Source organism: Streptomyces sp. NPDC056347 (assembly GCF_042262625.1).
Taxonomy (GTDB): Bacteria; Actinomycetota; Actinomycetes; order Streptomycetales; family Streptomycetaceae; genus Streptomyces.
On sequence record NZ_JBHJQP010000019.1, the window covers coordinates 19690 to 37216 of the forward strand.

Consider the following 17527-nt stretch of genomic DNA (forward strand, 5'->3'; position numbering starts at 1 on the left):
ATACCAGTGCGTGATATTCGTTCGGCCGCGCATGCGCGTTCGGCTGATTCGACCGGTTGAGTGACCCGTGACGGCGCATCAGGACGTGCCCGACCACATCGCATCCCCCTCAATGAAGAGGACCCATGACCGACGAAGTACGCGAGGAGTACGGTCACACCCCCGTGACCGAGGCCCCGCTCCCGCTCCCGCTGGATTTCGAGGCCCACTACCTCACCAACCAGGAAGCGTTCCACGGGTACGCCCTCGCCATCCTGCACACCAACGACCGCGCCGAGCGAGCCGTCCACCGCGCCTTCCTGGAGATCCTGCGGCACTGGGACAACCTGCTCACTGAACCCGACCTGCAGGAACAGACCTGGCAGATCATGCGCCGCGTCGTCATCGGCGAACTCCTCGACGGCCTGCGCAAGAACCTCACGACGATGGACAGCCACATCGGCCTGTACCCGGCCCTCAGCAAACTCCCCCCGCGCCAGTTCGACGCCGTCGTCCTGCGCCACATCGGGAAATACCAGACCCGCGACATCGCCTGGTACATGGGCCTCACGCCCAGCACCGTCACCCACCACTGCCGCAGGGCCCAGGAACGCCTCGACCCCATCTACCGCCGCGCCACCCGGCCGATCAAGAAGGAAGACACCCTGTGAGCGCCTGGAAAAAGGCATTCGCCGACGCCGCCGACGCCCGTGAACCCCGCCGCCCCTTCGACGTCGGCGCCGGGCTCCGCCGCCTCGCCCGGGACGCCGGATACACGCCCTCCGCCCCCGGACCGGCTTCCACCGGCGCGAGCGCCCGACGCCGCCTCGGCGTCATGGCCCGCTGGGCCGTCACCCAGGCCGGAGCAGCCGCACACGTAGAAGAGCTCTCCGCGCTCCTCGGCGACGACGAGAGCATCGCCCAGTTCGACGGCTGGACCAACGCCGTCGACGTCGACGGCGCCCACGCCTTCGCGTGCATGCTCTACCTCGCCCACCACCCCGAAAGCGCCCGGTTCTGGTGGAGATTCGCGGCCGGCGCCGGGAGCACCGCCGCCGCGTACTGCCTCTACCTGGACCACCTCGGCCTCGGCGAAGAACGCGAAGCTCACTTCTGGAAGCGACAGGTCACCGCCTCCCTCTTCGAGCTCGGCCCGGACCGTACCCTCGTCGACCCGGAAGAGTTCCTGGAGGCACTGGAAACCGTCGCCGGCTACTCCGACCGGCACCACACCTGCCGCACCGTCCCCACCGGCCAGCTGGAAGCCGACTTCGAGCGCCTGACCACCCGCCACGACGACGGCCTCGTCTGCCGGCCGGCCCCTCACCTCGCCGACCGCATCCACGAACTCGCCATCAGCCAGTGAGAACGAAAAAGAAGTCCGGCCGGGGCTGAAGGTTCCTACGCCGCCCAGCCCCCGCCGGACTTCCTGAAAACAGCACCCGCGACAACGGAGCACCTCATGCACACTAGCCGCCAGCCCGACACCACGGGGCACACCGGCCGAATCCACCGCACCAACCAGTGGCTTGCCCGCCGCCGCCACGCCCTGCTCTCCAGCGCCCTCCGCGGCGCGGCCTACGCCACCGGCGCCGGAATCGTCGGCCTCGGCTTCTGGTGGATCCAGCAGCACCTGTAGGTCGGAAGAGGCAGCGCCGACGCGCCGCTGGAAGGTTCTACGCCGTCCCGCACGCCCCTTGTCGGGGCCGCGGTCGGGGGCCGCGCCCCTCCGGGAGGCAGCTTCGATGCGGCTGCCGCACATCAGGAGGCGGCCTCACCGTGCCGGAGCCCCGCCGTCGCGGACGCGACAACGTGTCAGGCCGCCGCATCCGTGTCCCCCTGACGCTCGCCATCGTTGTACGCGGCGACGCGACCGGACGGCGCGTCCCCGCGCGGCTCCGCGACCACGCATCGCGCGGACGAATTGGGAGGCCAACCATGACTGAACAGCTCATCACTCCCGAACGCGACGGCCTTCGCGAGGCAGTCGTGGAACGTGGGGACGTCCTCCGTGACATCACGCTGAACCTCCTGGCCGCCTTCGAGCACCTTGGCGCCGAGCACCAGGCCCTGGTGGTGGAGGAGAAGGAGACCAAGGCCACGGAGCGCCGGGGCACCGTGCGCCGCATGATCCATTCCATCGTGGATGTCAGCCGCCTCCTGGCCTACTCGGTCGACGAGATGGCCAAGGCCTACGGGCTGCGAGAACTCGGCATCGACCGTCAGATGGCGAAGGGCGTCGACGGCTGTGACTACAGCCCTCTCCTCACAGTCGGTGGCCCCGGCGAGGCGCTCGGCGAAGCGGCTTCGTACGTCGAGGCCGCCGTGGACCGGCTGGAGGACGCGTACAGGCAGACGAAGAAGTACCCGGCCCTGGCCGTCGCCAGGCGGCCGCGGGAGATGCGGGCCGTCCTGTCGAGCCTGCGGGAGGCCCTCACCGGCCTGTCTACCGAGCTGGACGCTTATGGCCTGGCGGGTGGTGACGAGGTCGGCCCGTTCATCGCCATCCTCAACGAGCTGGAAACCCGGGTGTGCAGTGTCGTACCGGCCCAGCCGTCCGGGCTTACCGCCGACGCCGTGACTGCCGCGATCCTCACGGACCCGGAGATCGCCAGCGCGGCCGCCGCCGCGCTGGCACGCACGGACCCCTGACCGTCGGCCCCGTGTCATCGCCGTTCGCGGCGCAGGCGTGAGACGGCTCGGAGCCGGGCCGACGCAAGGCGGCCGACGCCCACTTCAGGACGCGGGAGGCATCCGGCACGTACACCACAGCCTCTTCATCGACCCGGAGGCGACCTCGAACCGCTCGCCGGGCAAGTCCTCGACGTCTTCAACCCGTACGACGGCCGCGCCTACCCGGGAGCGGATACCCCCTGGCCGAGACATGCCACGGCCGCCGCGAGGGTCGATAGGGTCCGCTGCATGGGAATCCACTACGTGACCGTTGTCCTGCCGGCGGAGCGGACCGGCGCGGACACCGACAACGCGCTCCTCATCATTGCGGCCGACGTGCAGGACGACGTCGCGAACCTGCCGCTGCCGGTGACGCTGCACGCCCAGGGCAACGAACTCACGTGCTTCGCTTCCCACGGACGGATGCTCGGTGCTCCCCTGCTGGTCTCGGACCAATGGGTCGCCGCGGCGTCGCCGACGGGGTCCTACGGCGCCCAGGCCAAGATCTGCGTAGTGCTGGAACCGCTGCCCGCGATGGCGGATACCTCCCACGTTCCGGCAGGCGAGGGCGTCCCCGAACCGGACCTGCCCTTCTGGGCGGGGGGCGTCGTCGAAGGCCGGTACAAGATCGCGTTCCGGTCGGTGTCCGTGTCGATCGGGAACCCGCTCCTGCTCGACGCCGCCCTCGGCGCGCCGACACGGCTCTCCGAGTGGGCCGAGGTCCTCCACACGCCGTAGTCGGGCGGCGGGCGCCCCGGCGTTCGGCCGGCCGGGGCAGGGCGGGCGCGCTGGACGCCGACGGGGTCGCACCGGACGCGCGGCGGCCCCGGGTCGGATCACGGCCACCGCGCGGCACTTCGGCCTTCGGCCGGTGTCCCGCTCCCGGCATCTGCGCCGCACCCACCGGGCCGGAGAAACTGTCGCCCCAGCCTCCACCGATCCGCCCCGGGGGGAAGCCGGCCACGCCGTCAGGTCCTTGCTTCAGCGGCAGCAAGGACCTGATGGCGTGGTGTGACAGGGCCCCGCACCCTTTTCGTCGCCCATCGTGTATGTCACTTCGGTGGGGTCGACGTCCACGCCCAGCGTCCTGGCCACGGTCGCGACGATGTGGTCGCGCTGGTCGGCCAGTCGCTGCTCGCGCTCCTTCTTGGTCGCCTTGTCCCACCAGCCGCGCATGTTCTCGGTCCGGTAGTGGTTGTGCTGCTTGTGCAGCCCCTCCGTGATGCCCTGGCCATCCGCCTCGGAGACGTCCGCGCCGGCTGGCCCCGGAGGCTGTCCGCCGAGGGTGCCGGCGCGATTCGCGTAATCGTGGCGGGCCTTGGGCTGTGTGGGACCCGTTGTCCAGGGAGCGGCCTGGTTCACTTCGGGGGAGCGGGCTCAAAGGGGTCCAGCAGGCCGTCTTCGGTGCCCACGAAGAAGCGGGCGGCGGTGCCGACGGCGTTGCACATGAGGTCGAAGGCCCCGGACAGGGAGAACGCCAGCCGCCACAGCTCGATCACGTCGACGAGGGGGTTGACGCCCAGCGCCATGCGGGTTTCATGCCAGGCGTCGATCGGCTCGGCCGCCAGCAGCGCCGTGGCGGTGTCAGCCACGACGGGCACCTCCTGAAAGGCCTGCCAGAGGCGCAGGACCCGCTCCGCCTCCCCCTCGTCGCTCAGGGGATCGGCGATCTCGGCCAGGAGCCGCAGTGCGCCACAGTGCACCGCTTCGGGCGTGACGCTGTGCTGCGTGAAGAGAGCTCCCAGGGCGTGCAGCTCGGGGCTGTCACCGAGCTTACGGGTCTCGCCGTCGCGGCCGCCGTACGCCCTCCAGAATTCCCAGGCCACCAGATAGGTGGGCTCGATCGGGTTCACGACCGCGGTCAGTTCGCCGTTGCCGATCTGCCACCCCGGCCGGGCATAGAAGTAGTGCCGCCGCAGCGTCTCGATCGCCCTCCGCTCCAGCTCTTCCTGCGGAATGGACTCTGAGGTGGCGCGCGGTTCCGGGACACCCGTGTCCATCGTGGCGACGTGCCCGTCCTCGTCATCGGGCTCGACGGGCTCCTCGTAGTCGTCGCTGAGCCGAGGCAGGTTGCGGATGACGTCGATCATCCAGGTGCCGCTGTCCGCGCTGGGGTACAGGTGCGCCTTCAGGGGGAGCTGCTTCATGAGTCGGGTCACTTCTCCTTGGTGTGTTCGTCGTTGGCGGGCGTGTTGACGACCGGGGCCTGGTCGTCCGGGGTGCTGCTGCGTGAGGGCGGCCCGTCCGGCTGACGGCGTCGGTCGGCGGCCCCCGACACGGCCGCGGAGCCCCGCAGGAGGCGTTCCCGCCGTTCAGCAAACCCATTTGGGCTGCTAGCCCGGATGTACCGGCCCCGCGCTCTTCTCGTCGCCCATCGTGTATGTCACCCCGGCGGGGTCGACGTTCACACCCATCGTCCTGGCCACGGTCGCGACAATGTGGGCACGCTGGTCAGCCAGTCGCTGCTCGCGCTCCCTCTCAGTCGCCGTGTCCCACCAGCCACGCATGATCTCGGTCCGGAACCGGTTGTTGCCCTCGGGGAGGCCCTGCACTGTCCACCGCACGGGCAGCGGCTCCCAGAAGCGCTCGAAGGCGAGGTTCCCGTCATTCGGCTTCCGCACTCGCTTCTTCGGGGCGGGCTTGACTGGCGGTGGGGGCGCGCCCTCGTCGCCGGTCCCCTTGTGCGGGCAGGCGCGCAGGCGGTCTTCCTTCATGTGCCAGGTGCGGCCGCAGTATTTGCACTCGACCCACCAGGGCACGCCCTCGGCACGCGGGTGGGGCTCCAGTGCGCGGAGGTTTTTCGTTTCGAGGTTCCTTTTCCTGACCACGATGAGCGCGTCGTAGTACTGCTTCTCCAGGGTCTCTTCGGTCTTGCGCTGCCGCTCCCAGATCTTGTGCTCGCACGGCTTCAGCTTGGTGTCCGGGCGGAGCCGCTGCTGCTCGCCGCATTCGGTGCACTCCATGAGCCACCGCCGGTTCACCCTTCCGGGAAAAGGCTCCAGGGCGTGGTAGCCGGCGGCCTGGATGCGTTCGGTGGCAAGGGTTTCGCCTGCCGTGCTCATTTCGGTCTCCTCGTGACTGGGTGCAGGGCGTTCTGGCATGCGGCCCCGGGCCTGGCGGCCCCGAGCCCGGCTCGGGCGGCTGTGCTACGTCCAGCCCTTGGGACCGGGCCGGTCCGAGCGACGGGTGAAGTAGACCTTGAGCCGGTCGTCGAGGGGGATCTGCCAGTAATTGCCCACGCGCTTCCATTCGGTGCGGGGGACGGGCCAGTCCGGGTCGGTGTCGGCGAGCTGCATGACGCGCTGGCGGGTCATCGTCGCGGCCCAGCCGTTCCTGACGACGATGCGCGCGAGGTCGGTGGGGGTGACGTACTCGGCCGGCGGCGGTGCGCCGGGGGAGGGCCGGGGGTCCGGCGGGGGCTCGGGAGTGCTGTCCATGGGCACGACTATAGACAGTCTCTTGCGGTAGCGAAAGAGAGTCACTACAGTCTATTGCGTTACCGCAAGGGATTGCGCGCTGCGAAGGCACCGCGACCGGAGGAAAAGGGGAACCCATGCTGCGGATGTACGGATTCGACGGGGGCACGCCGACCCACCGCGCGTACCGCGCGATCACCGAGATGGAACCGGAGATGCAGTGCCTCGGGGGCGAGCGCCTCGACCTGACGGTCCTCCCGCGCTGGACGGAGTACCGCTCGCCCCGCCCGGCCCGCGAGGACGCCTGGTACGACCTGCTGTGGACGGACCCGGCCGACCAGGTGCGGGCGGGCGAGTTCGACGACGGGCGCGGCCGCGCGGCGGAGGTCCTGTGCGAGCAGGCCGTCGCCCGGGCTGGTCACCTGCCCATGCCGCCGGTGATCCCGGTCGAGACCCGGCTCGCCGGGGCCGGCCCGGTCACCCTCGACGGGATGAGCGAGGAGGAGATCACCCTGTGGGGCGGGCGGGAGAAGGCGCTGGAGATGCTGCGGCGCCGCCGGCGGATCGCCGTGGAGGGCGACCGGACCACCGACATCTACGACTGGGACGAGTGGGCCCGCCGCGCCATCTCCGTGATCACCGACCTGACCGTGCCGACGGGGCGGCTTCTCTGATGGCCCGCTACCAGATCACCCACTCCTGTGGCCACGAGGCGACGGTCCAGCTCTCCGGGAGCCGCCGCGACCGCGAGTGGCGCGCCGGGAAGGAGGAGGAACGCCCGTGCCGTGAGTGCTGGCAGAAGGAGCGGGACCGCGAGCGTGAGGAGGAGCGCCGGGCCGCTGTCGAGGCCGCCGGGCGTGAGGGGCTGCCCGAGCTGGAGGGCAGCCCCAAGCAGGTCGCCTGGGCCGAGACCATCCGGCGCGATCTCATCTCTCGCCTGGAGGAGTTCGTCGACGGCCTCCAGCGGTACCGGGTGCCGCGGGACGGCGAGGCGGCCCCGGACGGGGACGGGCCCGTCTCCGAGAGGAGCGCGCGCCGCGCCGCGGCCCGGGCCGCCAAGGCCGCCGAGGCGGCCGGGGCCGAGGAGGCCGGGCGGACGGCGCTGGCGGCGTTGCGGGAGGTGAGCACGGCCCGCTGGTTCATCGACAACCAGACCACTGTGGCAGCCCGGTTGGTGTCGCTCGCCAGGAGAGGGGAGTTCGTTCCGCGCACCCCGGAGCAGGAGGCCGCCGGATTCGACCCGAACGGCAACAACACCCTCCGGCTTCCCCGGGGCGAGGTCCGGATCGAGCAGGACGGCGACGCCGTCGTGACGCTCCGGGGCTCGCGGTGGGAGGGCTGCTTCTTCACCCACCCCGCCTCCCTGACCACCGTGCACACCGGTACCGCCGGCACGGAGCAGGCCGACGACGACGAAGCCGGGCCGGTGGAGCTGAAGTTCCACGGCGGGTGGACCTTCGCGGTGTCCGACGGGCGGCGGGTGAGGCGCGTGGCGGCGCAGGAGATGCACGCCGACCGTACCGCCGGCCGCCGGGAGGGGCCCGGCCCCCGCCACTACCTGCTCCCGGCCCCCTGGCGGCCGGAGGCGTGGAACGAGATCGATGTCCCCGAAGGTGACATCGCCGAGGCCATCGACGCCTTCGGGGACCGGATGCCCGGCCACGTGCGGGTGATGCTGCGGTGCTCCCGGTGGGAGGGGCTGTATCTGCACCACCGGCGGAGGCTGGTGGTGCAGCACCGGCCCGGATACGTGACGCTGCTGGTCCCGTCCGACACGCCACAGTTGCGGCTGCACGGGGGCGCCGGGAGGACCACGGTCCCGGCGGCGGAGCTCGCCGAGGACCGGGCCCGTCCCCTTCAGGGGCCGGGGGATTCGCTGGCCGTGCCGCAGGAGCGGTGGCACCGGGTGGTCTTCCACTCCTCCCGGGTCCGGCAGGTGAAGGACGCGAGCATGGTCCGCTTCGGCTGGGAGACGCAGGACCCGAAGGCGGTCGTATTCCACCGGGGGACGATGTGCCGGGCCCTCAAGGGCGGCGCGGTCGAGTGGCGCTTCCCCGACCGCTGGGAGTTCCAGCTCCGCCTCCCCCAGGGCGGCACGCGGACCCTGTCCGCCGCCGAGTTCGTGGAAGTCACCGCCGACTGGGCCCGCACCGAGCCCGTCCCCGGCACCCACCAGCGCGTCCCCGACCTCCTCGACCCCGCCGTACCGGAGATCGACCCCGAACTCCTCGACGACGGCCTCGACATCCCCGAGGAGTGGGACACCGACGACGACGGCCAGGACCCCGGTGACGACCACCCCGACAACGCCGGTGTGGCGGGGCACGGGGCCAACGAGCGGGAGAGGAACGCGGACCGATGACGGGAGAAGCGGCCGGGGCGCCGGAACTGCCGGGGCTGACGATCGAGCAGACCGGCGCCCTGCGCCGCTTCGCCCGACTGAAGGCCGGTGCCGTCTTCATGGAGCAGGGCATGGGCAAGTCGCGGGTCGCGGTCGAGCTGGCCAATCACCGGGCCCGCGCCGGGCGGGTCGACGCGGTGCTGTGGGTGGCGCCCTACTCCGTGCTCTCCACCGTCCAGGCCGAAGTCGAGCGCTGGGGCTGCGACGTCCCCGTGCGCTACCTCGGCTACCAGACCCTCTCCCAGTCCGACCGCGCCTACCTCGACACCCTCACCTGGGCCAAAACCCGGAAACTGCTGATCGTCGCCGACGAGTCCAGCTTCATCAAGAACGGCTGGTCCAAACGCCACCAGCGGATGCTCGAACTACGCCGGCACGCCGCGTACGCGCTCGCGCTCAACGGCACGCCGCTGACCCGGGACCTGTGGGACGTCAAGCGGCAGATGGACTGGCTCCACCCCAAGATCTTGGGTACCAGCGACCGGCAGTTCAGCTACCGGTACTTCACCCTGATCGAGCGCGCCGACCCCGACCGCGGCCGCCGCGCCTGGTTCAAGGTCTACGAACCGAACGTGGCGCACCTGCGCGGCCTGATGGAGCGGTACATCTTCGAGGCGCGCCTGGACATCGGTCTGCCCGAGGCCGAGCTGGAGGTCTCGCACGAGGCCGGCGCGGCAACCCGCGCGGCGTACGAGGCCGAGCGCGATGAGTTCTTCGCGGCGTGGGAGCGGTACGGCGAGGAGATCGCGCTGTACCGCATGCTCGGGAACCTCAAGAAGACCGCCGCCTGCTGCCCCGCCAAGTGCGCCTCCGTCGCCGAACGGGTCGAGGGGCAGCACACGATCGTCTTCTGCCAGTACCGTGCCGAGCAGGCCGCGATCTCCGCCGCCCTCACGGGCGACCACCTCGTCATGTCCGGTGCCACGCCCGCCCGCGAGCGCGCGGAGATCTTTGCCCGCTTCCGCAAGGAGCGCCTGCCGCTCCTGATCACCTACAACACCGGCAGCTTCGGCCTGAACCTCCAGCACGTGGCCTCGGCCCACCTCGCCTCGCTGCCCTTCGACTTCGGGCAGGTCGAGCAGGCCCGCAGCCGGATCCGCCGCCTGGGCCAGAAGAACGCCCTCGTCTACACGACGCACACCTCCGACCTGGGCATCGACGCCCTCGTCGCCCGCAACCTGGGCAAGAAGGAATGGCTCGCGCAACTGATGCGCCGGGAGATCGACCCGTCCGGGATCCTGTAGAAGCCGTATCCCGAAATGGGATACAGTGGGGGTGTGGGGCCGCTCCGTTCCTGGGCAGTCCCGCATCCCGTCTCCTGTGCGGCAGTACCGAGAATGGAGGAAGGCCCCGATGAAGAAGAGCAAGGCCATCGACGTCTGGGAGGCGACCCGGCGGCGGCTGGGCGTCGTCTTCCGGGACTTCGACAACATCGTGGTCGCGTTCTCCGGCGGCAAGGACTCCGGCGTGATGCTCAACGCGACCCTCGCCTACATGCGCGAGCACGGCATCACGAAGAAGATCACCGTGGTCCACTTCGACTACGAGGCCCAGTACCAGGCCACCACCGACTACGTCACCGAGGTCATGACCTCGAACCCGGACCTCATCGACCCCGTCTGGATCTGCCTCCCCATGGCCGTGATCAGCGAGGTGTCGATGTACCAGAGCCACTGGAAGCCGTGGGATCCGGAACTTCAGGACATCTGGGTCCGTCCCCTGCCCGACGCCTCCGGCGTCATCCACACCGGGAACGTTCCCGAGGGCTTCCCGGCGTACGACGGGGTGTGGGACTACACCTTCCAGGAGCAGGTCTCCCGGTGGCTGCACCGCCGCGCCGGCGCCGAGCGGACCGCCGTCCTCGTCGGGATCCGCACCCAGGAGTCCCACCACCGCCAGGCCGCGATCCACCGCGAGGACAAGCACGCCATGTGGCAGTCCTACCGGTGGACCACCAAGCTCAGCAACGGCGTCTACAACGCCTACCCGATCCACGACTGGAACGTCGAGGACATCTGGGTCGCGAACGGCGACCACCAGTGGTCCTACAACGAGCTCTACGACCTCTTCCACCTCGCCGGTGTCCCGCTCAATGACATGCGCGTGGCCAGCCCCTTCCGGGGCGAGGGGCAGGAATCCCTCAAGCTCTACCGGGAGATCGAGCCGGACACCTGGGGCCGCCTCGTCGGCCGCGTAAACGGCGCCAACTTCACCGCGATCTACGGCGGCACCAGGGCCATGGGCACGGGAAAGGTCAGGCTCCCCGAGGGGCACACCTGGAAGTCCTACGCGGTCTTCCTCTGGAAGACCCTCCCCGAGGAGCGGCGGGAGGAGATGTTCCCGAAGATCCGCACCACCATGCGGTACTGGACCGTCACCGGCGGCGCACTGACCGCCGGCACCGTGGCGAACCTGCGGGAGAACCCGCCCGAGGACGCCGAGGTCGAGTTCCTGGGCGCGCCCACCGACAACCGCAAGCGCAAGACCCCGATGGAGATCGTGCGTTTCTCCCGCTACCCCGACGACCTCTCCGGCCGCGGGCCGGTCGCGGAGGTCCCGGACTGGCGGCGCATGGCCGTCTGCTTCCTCAAGAACGACTGGCAGCTCAAGGGCATGGGCTTCGGCCAGACCGCGATCCGGCACACCCAGAGGGTCAAGGCCCTGGAGAAGCTGAAAGAGACCCTGTGATGGCCACCCGTACGAAGAAGCCGGCCCAGCAGTCGTTCCACAGCCCCGTCTACGACGTGCGCCCCGTCCCGCTGGACCAGGTCCGGGCGAACAACTACAACCCGAACAAGGTGGCGCCGCCGGAGCTGACGGGGCTGGAGCACTCGATGTGGGTCGACGGCATCACCCAGCCCGTCGTCACCGTCCACAACACGGCCACCGGCATCTACGAGATCGTCGACGGCTACCACCGCTGGCGCACCGTGTGCGAGTCCGCCCGCATCCGCGAGCGGGAGAAGGACACGCTCCCCGTCGTCGTCCTGCGCGGCAAGGACGACGACGAGCTCAAAGCCTCCACCGTCCGCCACAACCAGGCCCGGGGCGCGCACGACGACGAGCTGATGTCACGGCTGGTCGCCCTGCTCATCGACTCCGGCATGACGCCCAAGTGGACCATGCGTCAGCTGGGCATGGAGCCCGACGAATTCCGCCGGCTCCTCCAGCTGACCGGGATCGCCCGGTACTTCTTCGGCACCGGCGCCGTGGACATCGAACCCCCCGCCAGCACCCCCCGCTGGCAGGAGGAGCCGGGGCCCGACACCCCGGTGCAGCAGGTCCTCCCGCTCCACACGCCCCGTACGGGCGCGCCCTCGGACAGCCCCGTCTACCGGGTCCAGGCCGTCCCGATGAGCAAGGTCCGCGCCAACAACTACAACCCCAACCAGATGACCCCGCAGCGTCGTCGGCTCCTGCGGACCTCGGTCTGGGAGGACGGCTTCACCCAGCCCGTCGTCGCCCACTACCTCCCCGACGAGGACATCTACGAGATCGTCGACGGCTACCACCGCTACCTCACGATGCGCGACACCCCCCGCATCCGCGCGCGGGAGAACGACCTGCTGCCCGTCGTCGCCCTCGAGGGCGACCTGCCCCACATGATGAGCTCCACCGTCCGCCACAACCGCTTCCGCGGCACCCACAGCGTCCTCCTCACCCGGGACCTGGTCCGCGACGTCGCCCGCACCAAGTCCGACACCTGGGTGCTGAAGCACATCGGCATCGGGGCCGAGCAGCTGCTCCGGATGAAGGACGACCGGCCACTGGCCTCCGTCCACGCCGGCCGCGGCTACAGCGAGGGACACCCCGATGCCTGAGAGCCCCGTCACCCTCCGCCTCGACGAGCGCGCTCTCGCCCGCATCGACGCCTCCAGGAATCGCACCGAAGCACTCCGGGCAGCCCTCGAACAGATCGCCCGCGGCGAGATCCCCGACCACCGCCGCCCGGTCCTCACGCAGATCTCGGCAAGGCTCCCGCGCGACCTCGTCCGCCGGGCCCGCGACCGAGCCGCCGACCACGACATCAGCCTCGCTGAAGCCGTCGAAGCCGTCACCCTCGGCACCACCCTCCACCCCGGCGACATCCCCGGATGACCGCCCGGCCCCCGCGCCACCACCAGGCACCACGCCGGAAGGAAGCATGATGGCGAACGATTTCGACAACGAGTTTCAGGTCAGGGCCGATTTCTTCGACGGCGGCCGGGCCGAGGCTGCGCGGGACGTGCCCTGGAGCGAGCTGGCGGTGCGCTACCCGCGCGTCGCCTGCTACGACCAGTGGGACGCGTACCCGAACGGAGAGCGAAGCAGTGAACCGCTGCCCGTTCCGGAGCTCTTCACCGGCGCCGTCGTCGTCATGGCCAGCGAGATCCGCGCAGGCGACATCATCGTGGGCTTCATCGGTGAGGACTGCCTCGACCCGGAGAAGACCGACCTTGAGGTCACCCTGGTCGAGACGGACAGGGGCGGGGTCCTCGTCCCCGCCCCTCAATGGCTCGACCGCCGGTCCGTGACATTCGGGCTGCCCGACGTCGCAGCGAAGATCGCCGACGTCTACCCGGAAATCGACGAACACGACCCGCTGGCACACACGGACTCCGACCCCATGATCATCATCCGAGCCGTCCGGAACTGAGTCAGCGGACAGCAGGCAGCGAACGGGCCGCCGGGAGAAACTCTCCTCCCGGCGGCCCGTTCCTGTGCCTCCCCCTCTGTCTCAGTCCGCGGCGTGGGTTCAGGCGCTGGGCACCAGGCCGGGCAGACGGTGCTCGCCCTTGGTGCAGCCGGTGAAGGGTCCGCCGGACCCGCGCAGTTCACGCAGGGCGGGGTCCATGTGGTCGCGGTGCCAGACCGAGGGCCCGGTGTGTGTCGACTGCTGACCAAGCGTGCGGCCCTCCCTCGGCCGGGGCCGACCTCCTCGGCGGCGGCCAGGGGCGGGCGGAGTCGAGGGCCCTCGCGTCCGCCGCCGCGCGGGAACGGACAGCTCCCTGATCGGTCGGGGTCGCTCGGCAGAACCGTCCTGCATATACCTGCTCCCACAGTCCGGCGGACCGGAATGCGGAAGACGGCCCGCGCTCCCGTTCCCGGCTCTACCGTGAGGGTATGACGCACGACCATCTCATCGCGCCCGCCACGGCATTGACCGCACGGGCCGAGTACGACACCGACTGGCACGTCTACATCGACGACCCCGCCCAGGGCCCGCTCGGCTACTGCACCGGCACCGGCCCCGACGACCCGTTCGACCCCGACGCCGCCACCCGGGCCCTGGAGCAGGACGGCTGGCGCGTCATCGGTTCCTGGGTGAAGACGCCCCTGACGCACGAGGCCCCGTTCACCGCAGCGGTCGAGATGGCCGGAGCGTAGCCAGGGGTACGAGCCGAGCGGTTCACTCCGTCGGCGCTGTCCCGGGTAACGGCGCCGGCCGTTGATGAGATATGGGCAAAAGAGATAAGAGGCCGCGTAACCGGCGGGTCGGGCCGCAGAACCCGGCGAGCCGCCCGGCGACAGTCGCCCCGGGAGCCGGTGCTGGTCCCGGGGCGGTGAAGACCTGTACCGACGGGTGCGGCTGCTCAGCGCCGACCCCGGGGTACTCCCGGTGCAGGGGCTACCAGCTCGATCACCGGGACGGGTCCATGTCGTGCACCCGGGGGCCGGAGTGCCCCGGAGTCGCGCTCCCGCACCGGGGATGGCGCGACTGTGCCGACGGTGACGGGTGCCCCGCCTGCTCCGGCCGGATCACCTGGGTCTGCGGAAGCCGATGAGCGAGACAGTGACGGTCGGCCGCCGGGCCCTCGCCCGCCGGACCTGGGCGGCGAGGGTCCAGGCGTCGATCGCACGGGCCGTCCAGTGCTCCCTGTGCCCGGAGGGCACCCCGGAGAACGGGCTGGACATCCTCGATCGGCGCGCTGGTCACCGCCTGGGCCATCCAACTTCACGCGCGGTGATCCGACGGCCGAGTCCTTGCCGGGGACGGGAGGCTGTCTCCGGCACCGTCCTGCCGCTTCACTCGATCGGATGGAGTCGCCCGGATCGGCGGCAGTCTTGGGCACTGACCATGAGAATGCGCCGGTGAACATCATTTCCAGATCGGTGTCAGCCGTGCTGGGAGCGGGTCTGCTCCTGGCCATGACCAGTTGCACAGTTGAGTCACCGCGTCGGCATTCTGAGCGGCTGCAGAAGGCCTCAGGGCTCAAGGTCTTCCAGATCGACACCACCAAGGACCTATGGGCGAAGACCTCCGAGCAGACTCCTTACGAGCAAGGCGACCGCCCGATCAAAGTCAAGGTGAAGACGCTCCCCAACGGTTTGGAACGGGTCGAGCTTTCCGGTGTGAGTCTGGCCAATTACCTGCGATTGCTCGACTATGACGCGCACGGTGGGCCCGGCGGTGATGCCCCCTGGAGTCGGAAGCGGGAAGCCGAGTCCATCCGTATGTACGACGAGATCTCCGGAGTGCTGGACCGGGCTACCAAGCGGCCGGAGCCGGATGAGCCACCCCTGCGGGTCGTTGTCGACACGGCCTACCTCGATGTCAAACCTTTGTCGGGGAAATGAATACCCAGATCGGGCGGGTTCTGATCAATTCCGGATAGATCGTGAATCTCGGCCGGAACGGGTCAGTGCCCGGTCCGGCCTCGCCGACGTCAGAACCGGCTGTACAGCCGCTGCCGCGGGTGGGTAGGCACCGAAGGCCACCACGTGCGTGGCCCCTTTTCCGGTCGCCGCCGAGCGGATCGAAGGCCGGTCGCTGTCGGGCATGGACCGTCATCATCGTGGCGCGGCACCACACCAGTCCTCTACTCGCAGTAGAGTGCAGGTATGGCAGACGAAACGAGCATCAAGGTGAGTACGGCAGCGCGCGACCGGCTGTCCGCGCTGGCGGCCGAGCACAACACTACGATCCGGCAGCTCGTCGAAGAGCTTGCTGCAGGTCGGCCGACCCAGGCCGAGTACGCCAAGCGAGCCGAGCAGGCCCGCGCCGAGCTCGCCTCGATCCTGGGAACCGTGCCGAGCGAGCAGGCCGAGCAGAAGGCCCGCGGCCTGCTCCAGCGTCTCGGCGCCCGCCAGAACTCGGCGGCCGCGTAGTGGGGCCTGTCGCGGTCGTCCTCGACCACACGACCGCCACCGCCCTCCACGATCCCAAAGACCCGCACAACGAGGCCGTCGCCGCGTTCTACGTCCAGGCCTCCGGCGGCCTGGGCATCCTCTACACGCCGGTGCTCTCCCTCACCGCCGGCGACACCGAACGACCCGGTCTCCTCGCCTACATCCAGGGACTGCGGTTCATCACGATCGAGCCGTTCGACATCGCCGCCGCGCTCACCGCTACCGAGTTGTTGCACACCGGGCACCCCTGGGCGGCCGTCCACGCCATCCACGCCGCCCGCCCCAGCGCCGACTTCCCGGCCGGCCGTTTTCTCCTCACCCTCACCCCCGAGCTCTACGAGGGAACCGGTGTACAGGCGGTCCACCCCGACCAGTAGTACGCCCGGCAGGGAAGAGTCGTCTGTCGGCCCTCGTTGCTGCGGTCTCGCCGACCAGAGCGCGAACACCGGCAGCGAGACGTGGAGGGGGAGGGGCAAGCACACCGGTGAGGTCGTGGCGGGACGGAATGTGAGGGCTGCCGCCAGGCACCCGCACCCACATGGCGGGGCTTCGCGGCATCGGAATGGGGCCCGGTCACCGCCCGACCTGGTCGCTGTAGGAGGCCGCGGTCTACCGGGGCACCGTGACGGCCGAGTCGGACGGCGGCCGGCCGCTGTGGCGGGTGCAGGACAGCCGCGAGGCCCATCGCAACGTGGACGACGCGGTCCGTTCGACGCGATCACCGCCTGTCCGCGGATCGCGGACGCTCCGGGGCGGGGTGTCCGCGATCCGCGACCACTGATTGAAATGGCAAGGCGGGCCGCCCGAGAAAATCTCCGGGGCGGCCCGCTCGGTTACCGACAGGACGACGAACACAGCGACGACCGCTGGACCCCCGGCCGACTGGCACCAGGCCGCCGTCTTCAACGCTCACGAGGCGCTACACCTCCATCGGGCACGCCGAGTTCATCGAGCAGGCCCTGGGCGACGAGAGCGACGGGGGCATTCTGCACTCCCCTGTCGCCCCCGTCGTTCCCACAGCGGAGGAGCAGGCATGACGCACGGCACGGTTCCGCCCTGCCAGAGCGAGGCCCCCGAGACGCTGTGCCACGCACCCGACATCTACGCCACCGATCTCACCCACGGGGACGCTGAGGAACTCCGGGCCTTACTGCGGGCGCGGTGCGACGAGATCTATGGCCGCTACCGGCCGGGCACCGCCGAGGCCCGTCTGGTGCCAGGCCGCCACCTCCCACACGGCCCTGCGCCGCGCCCGCGCCGAACGCGCCCGGGCCACCGTGCCTAACCCTCGGCAGGTGGCCGGTGAGTGGCGTGAGCTCAGAACTCGAACGGTGGGGTTTGGGCGGCGGGGGCGGCTCCCTGGCGCGGTGCGGCTCCGTCCTGCCAGCGATAGAGGTCGCGCAGCAGGGAAATCTCGGCGCCGTGATGGATCAGCTCCCTGTTGACGTGCAGGACTCTGTTCTCCATGGGATACGGCTCGGGACCCATCGCGGGCGGATTGTCCAGGTCGGTGTCCGAGAGTTCGCGGACCCCCGCGTTCCATCTCCCGTACATCTCATCGAGCTGTTTGAGTGCCTCGTCGGCGGTTCCCGCGTAGGCGAACGCCTCGGCGTCGAAGTTCTGGCCGTCGAAGTACCACTCGACCCGATAGGCCAGGCACGAGACGATGATGTGTCCCAGCCGCCAGGCAATCGTGGTCACCGGCGCCGGCACCGGGGCCGAGGACGCGGAATCCATCATCCATTGCCCCGAACCTGCCGATATCGGTGCGGCCGACGTGCCACGTGGGCGGATGCTCCAGCAGCCGCGTACCGGCTCCCAGAAGTACTCCTCATCGGTAAGGCCGTCCAGCCGTGGCCGCAGATTCTTGTGCCAGTACCAGTCCAACTGCTCCGCGAGCCGCTCGCTTCTTGTCATTTCCGCACACTACAGACCGGTCGGGCCCGGC

24 protein-coding genes are annotated in these 17527 nt (G+C 70.1%); 16 read left to right on the forward strand and 8 right to left on the reverse strand.

All coding sequences use genetic code 11. The features are described 5' to 3' along the window. Positions 1 to 125: 125 nt before the first annotated feature. The 5 genes from ACFCV8_RS07305 to ACFCV8_RS07325 all read left to right on the forward strand — a co-directional run bounded on the left by ACFCV8_RS07305 (position 126) and on the right by ACFCV8_RS07325 (position 3390). Positions 126 to 650 carry an RNA polymerase sigma factor gene (locus ACFCV8_RS07305; protein ID WP_376684287.1) on the forward strand — a complete coding sequence of 175 codons (525 nt, stop codon included), beginning with the start codon at positions 126 to 128 and terminating at the stop codon, positions 648 to 650. Further along, the gene (locus ACFCV8_RS07310; protein ID WP_376684288.1) at positions 647 to 1345 is read left to right on the forward strand and encodes a hypothetical protein; all 699 of its coding nucleotides are present in this window, start codon (positions 647 to 649) and stop codon (positions 1343 to 1345) included. The genes ACFCV8_RS07305 and ACFCV8_RS07310 overlap by 4 nt, the downstream gene beginning before the upstream one ends. A 96-nt stretch (positions 1346 to 1441) precedes the next feature. Next, positions 1442 to 1618 carry a hypothetical protein gene (locus ACFCV8_RS07315; RefSeq protein ID WP_376684289.1) on the forward strand — a complete coding sequence of 59 codons (177 nt, stop codon included), beginning with the start codon at positions 1442 to 1444 and terminating at the stop codon, positions 1616 to 1618. A 299-nt stretch (positions 1619 to 1917) separates the two neighbouring features. Further along, the gene (locus ACFCV8_RS07320; RefSeq protein ID WP_376684290.1) at positions 1918 to 2631 is read left to right on the forward strand and encodes a hypothetical protein; all 714 of its coding nucleotides are present in this window, start codon (positions 1918 to 1920) and stop codon (positions 2629 to 2631) included. Between the two features lie 270 nt (positions 2632 to 2901). Beyond that, positions 2902 to 3390 (forward strand): hypothetical protein, encoded by a 489-nt coding sequence (locus ACFCV8_RS07325; RefSeq protein ID WP_376684291.1) that lies wholly within the window; start codon positions 2902 to 2904, stop codon positions 3388 to 3390. Positions 3391 to 3633: 243 nt separating this feature from the next. On the opposite strand, the gene ACFCV8_RS07330 is transcribed toward ACFCV8_RS07325, so the two are convergent. The 5 genes from ACFCV8_RS07330 to ACFCV8_RS07350 form a co-directional block, all read right to left on the reverse strand. Continuing rightward, a complete protein-coding gene (locus ACFCV8_RS07330; protein WP_376684292.1) occupies positions 3634 to 4014 on the reverse strand; it encodes a hypothetical protein in 381 nt (126 codons plus the stop codon). Then, positions 4011 to 4799 carry a hypothetical protein gene (locus ACFCV8_RS07335; RefSeq protein ID WP_376684293.1) on the reverse strand — a complete coding sequence of 263 codons (789 nt, stop codon included), beginning with the start codon at positions 4797 to 4799 and terminating at the stop codon, positions 4011 to 4013. Before ACFCV8_RS07335 ends, ACFCV8_RS07330 begins: the two co-directional genes overlap by 4 nt. An 8-nt stretch (positions 4800 to 4807) precedes the next feature. Further along, positions 4808 to 4930 (reverse strand): hypothetical protein, encoded by a 123-nt coding sequence (locus tag ACFCV8_RS07340; protein ID WP_376684294.1) that lies wholly within the window; start codon positions 4928 to 4930, stop codon positions 4808 to 4810. A gap of 55 nt (positions 4931 to 4985) precedes the next feature. After that, positions 4986 to 5714, reverse strand: a complete 729-nt coding sequence (locus tag ACFCV8_RS07345) for a hypothetical protein (protein ID WP_376684295.1) — start codon at positions 5712 to 5714, stop codon at positions 4986 to 4988. An 84-nt stretch (positions 5715 to 5798) separates the two neighbouring features. Further along, the gene (locus ACFCV8_RS07350; RefSeq protein ID WP_376684296.1) at positions 5799 to 6089 is read right to left on the reverse strand and encodes a hypothetical protein; all 291 of its coding nucleotides are present in this window, start codon (positions 6087 to 6089) and stop codon (positions 5799 to 5801) included. A gap of 116 nt (positions 6090 to 6205) precedes the next feature. Between ACFCV8_RS07350 and ACFCV8_RS07355 the strand changes: the two genes are divergently transcribed. From ACFCV8_RS07355 to ACFCV8_RS07385, 7 genes are all read left to right on the forward strand, one after another. After that, the gene (locus ACFCV8_RS07355; RefSeq protein WP_376684297.1) at positions 6206 to 6742 is read left to right on the forward strand and encodes a hypothetical protein; all 537 of its coding nucleotides are present in this window, start codon (positions 6206 to 6208) and stop codon (positions 6740 to 6742) included. Further along, on the forward strand, positions 6742 to 8430 hold the full coding sequence (locus ACFCV8_RS07360; RefSeq protein WP_376684298.1) for a hypothetical protein: 1689 nt from the start codon (positions 6742 to 6744) through the stop codon (positions 8428 to 8430). Before ACFCV8_RS07355 ends, ACFCV8_RS07360 begins: the two co-directional genes overlap by 1 nt. Further along, the gene (locus tag ACFCV8_RS07365) at positions 8427 to 9713 is read left to right on the forward strand and encodes a helicase-related protein (protein WP_376684299.1); all 1287 of its coding nucleotides are present in this window, start codon (positions 8427 to 8429) and stop codon (positions 9711 to 9713) included. The genes ACFCV8_RS07360 and ACFCV8_RS07365 overlap by 4 nt, the downstream gene beginning before the upstream one ends. Before the next feature lie 109 nt (positions 9714 to 9822). Further along, on the forward strand, positions 9823 to 11157 hold the full coding sequence (locus ACFCV8_RS07370; protein ID WP_376684300.1) for a DUF3440 domain-containing protein: 1335 nt from the start codon (positions 9823 to 9825) through the stop codon (positions 11155 to 11157). Further along, on the forward strand, positions 11157 to 12290 hold the full coding sequence (locus ACFCV8_RS07375; protein ID WP_376684301.1) for a ParB N-terminal domain-containing protein: 1134 nt from the start codon (positions 11157 to 11159) through the stop codon (positions 12288 to 12290). Before ACFCV8_RS07370 ends, ACFCV8_RS07375 begins: the two co-directional genes overlap by 1 nt. After that, positions 12283 to 12567, forward strand: a complete 285-nt coding sequence (locus tag ACFCV8_RS07380; RefSeq protein ID WP_376684302.1) for a hypothetical protein — start codon at positions 12283 to 12285, stop codon at positions 12565 to 12567. The genes ACFCV8_RS07375 and ACFCV8_RS07380 overlap by 8 nt, the downstream gene beginning before the upstream one ends. 46 nt (positions 12568 to 12613) lie before the next feature. After that, positions 12614 to 13105: a hypothetical protein gene (locus tag ACFCV8_RS07385; RefSeq protein ID WP_376684303.1), complete on the forward strand. Its 492-nt coding sequence runs from the start codon at positions 12614 to 12616 to the stop codon at positions 13103 to 13105. Between the two features lie 99 nt (positions 13106 to 13204). Here the strand turns inward: ACFCV8_RS07385 and ACFCV8_RS07390 are convergent, their stop codons facing one another. Then, positions 13205 to 13495, reverse strand: coding sequence for a DUF4913 domain-containing protein (locus ACFCV8_RS07390; RefSeq protein ID WP_376684304.1), 291 nt, complete (start codon positions 13493 to 13495; stop codon positions 13205 to 13207). A 77-nt stretch (positions 13496 to 13572) separates the two neighbouring features. Between ACFCV8_RS07390 and ACFCV8_RS07395 the strand changes: the two genes are divergently transcribed. Next, the gene (locus ACFCV8_RS07395; RefSeq protein ID WP_376684305.1) at positions 13573 to 13836 is read left to right on the forward strand and encodes a hypothetical protein; all 264 of its coding nucleotides are present in this window, start codon (positions 13573 to 13575) and stop codon (positions 13834 to 13836) included. Between the two features lie 372 nt (positions 13837 to 14208). Here ACFCV8_RS07395 and ACFCV8_RS07400 read toward each other — a convergent pair whose 3' ends face one another. Continuing rightward, a complete protein-coding gene (locus ACFCV8_RS07400; protein WP_376684306.1) occupies positions 14209 to 14364 on the reverse strand; it encodes a hypothetical protein in 156 nt (51 codons plus the stop codon). 177 nt (positions 14365 to 14541) lie between these two features. On the opposite strand from ACFCV8_RS07400, the gene ACFCV8_RS07405 reads away from it, so the two are divergent. The 3 genes from ACFCV8_RS07405 (at position 14542) to ACFCV8_RS07415 (ending at position 15956) form a co-directional block, all read left to right on the forward strand. After that, entirely contained in the window at positions 14542 to 15027 is a 486-nt protein-coding gene (locus ACFCV8_RS07405) for a hypothetical protein (protein WP_376684307.1), read from the forward strand. 264 nt (positions 15028 to 15291) lie between these two features. Further along, complete coding sequence (locus tag ACFCV8_RS07410) at positions 15292 to 15558, forward strand: hypothetical protein (protein ID WP_376684308.1); 267 nt, start codon at positions 15292 to 15294, stop codon at positions 15556 to 15558. Then, positions 15558 to 15956, forward strand: a complete 399-nt coding sequence (locus ACFCV8_RS07415) for a hypothetical protein (protein ID WP_376684309.1) — start codon at positions 15558 to 15560, stop codon at positions 15954 to 15956. Before ACFCV8_RS07410 ends, ACFCV8_RS07415 begins: the two co-directional genes overlap by 1 nt. Positions 15957 to 16896: 940 nt before the next feature. On the opposite strand, the gene ACFCV8_RS07420 is transcribed toward ACFCV8_RS07415, so the two are convergent. Beyond that, on the reverse strand, positions 16897 to 17496 hold the full coding sequence (locus tag ACFCV8_RS07420) for a DinB family protein (RefSeq protein ID WP_376684310.1): 600 nt from the start codon (positions 17494 to 17496) through the stop codon (positions 16897 to 16899). Positions 17497 to 17527 lie beyond the last annotated feature (31 nt).

Coding starts and splice junctions, on each gene's coding strand:
- ACFCV8_RS07305 (WP_376684287.1), top strand. CDS start 126: ATGACCGACGAAGTACGCGAGGAGTACGGTCACACCCCCGTGACCGAG.
- ACFCV8_RS07315 (WP_376684289.1), top strand. CDS start 1,442: ATGCACACTAGCCGCCAGCCCGACACCACGGGGCACACCGGCCGAATC.
- ACFCV8_RS07320 (WP_376684290.1), top strand. CDS start 1,918: ATGACTGAACAGCTCATCACTCCCGAACGCGACGGCCTTCGCGAGGCA.
- ACFCV8_RS07325 (WP_376684291.1), top strand. CDS start 2,902: ATGGGAATCCACTACGTGACCGTTGTCCTGCCGGCGGAGCGGACCGGC.
- ACFCV8_RS07335 (WP_376684293.1), bottom strand. CDS start 4,799: ATGAAGCAGCTCCCCCTGAAGGCGCACCTGTACCCCAGCGCGGACAGC.
- ACFCV8_RS07345 (WP_376684295.1), bottom strand. CDS start 5,714: ATGAGCACGGCAGGCGAAACCCTTGCCACCGAACGCATCCAGGCCGCC.
- ACFCV8_RS07350 (WP_376684296.1), bottom strand. CDS start 6,089: ATGGACAGCACTCCCGAGCCCCCGCCGGACCCCCGGCCCTCCCCCGGC.
- ACFCV8_RS07355 (WP_376684297.1), top strand. CDS start 6,206: ATGCTGCGGATGTACGGATTCGACGGGGGCACGCCGACCCACCGCGCG.
- ACFCV8_RS07360 (WP_376684298.1), top strand. CDS start 6,742: ATGGCCCGCTACCAGATCACCCACTCCTGTGGCCACGAGGCGACGGTC.
- ACFCV8_RS07365 (WP_376684299.1), top strand. CDS start 8,427: ATGACGGGAGAAGCGGCCGGGGCGCCGGAACTGCCGGGGCTGACGATC.
- ACFCV8_RS07370 (WP_376684300.1), top strand. CDS start 9,823: ATGAAGAAGAGCAAGGCCATCGACGTCTGGGAGGCGACCCGGCGGCGG.
- ACFCV8_RS07375 (WP_376684301.1), top strand. CDS start 11,157: ATGGCCACCCGTACGAAGAAGCCGGCCCAGCAGTCGTTCCACAGCCCC.
- ACFCV8_RS07380 (WP_376684302.1), top strand. CDS start 12,283: ATGCCTGAGAGCCCCGTCACCCTCCGCCTCGACGAGCGCGCTCTCGCC.
- ACFCV8_RS07385 (WP_376684303.1), top strand. CDS start 12,614: ATGATGGCGAACGATTTCGACAACGAGTTTCAGGTCAGGGCCGATTTC.
- ACFCV8_RS07390 (WP_376684304.1), bottom strand. CDS start 13,495: ATGCAGGACGGTTCTGCCGAGCGACCCCGACCGATCAGGGAGCTGTCC.
- ACFCV8_RS07395 (WP_376684305.1), top strand. CDS start 13,573: ATGACGCACGACCATCTCATCGCGCCCGCCACGGCATTGACCGCACGG.
- ACFCV8_RS07400 (WP_376684306.1), bottom strand. CDS start 14,364: ATGTCCAGCCCGTTCTCCGGGGTGCCCTCCGGGCACAGGGAGCACTGG.
- ACFCV8_RS07410 (WP_376684308.1), top strand. CDS start 15,292: ATGGCAGACGAAACGAGCATCAAGGTGAGTACGGCAGCGCGCGACCGG.
- ACFCV8_RS07420 (WP_376684310.1), bottom strand. CDS start 17,496: ATGACAAGAAGCGAGCGGCTCGCGGAGCAGTTGGACTGGTACTGGCAC.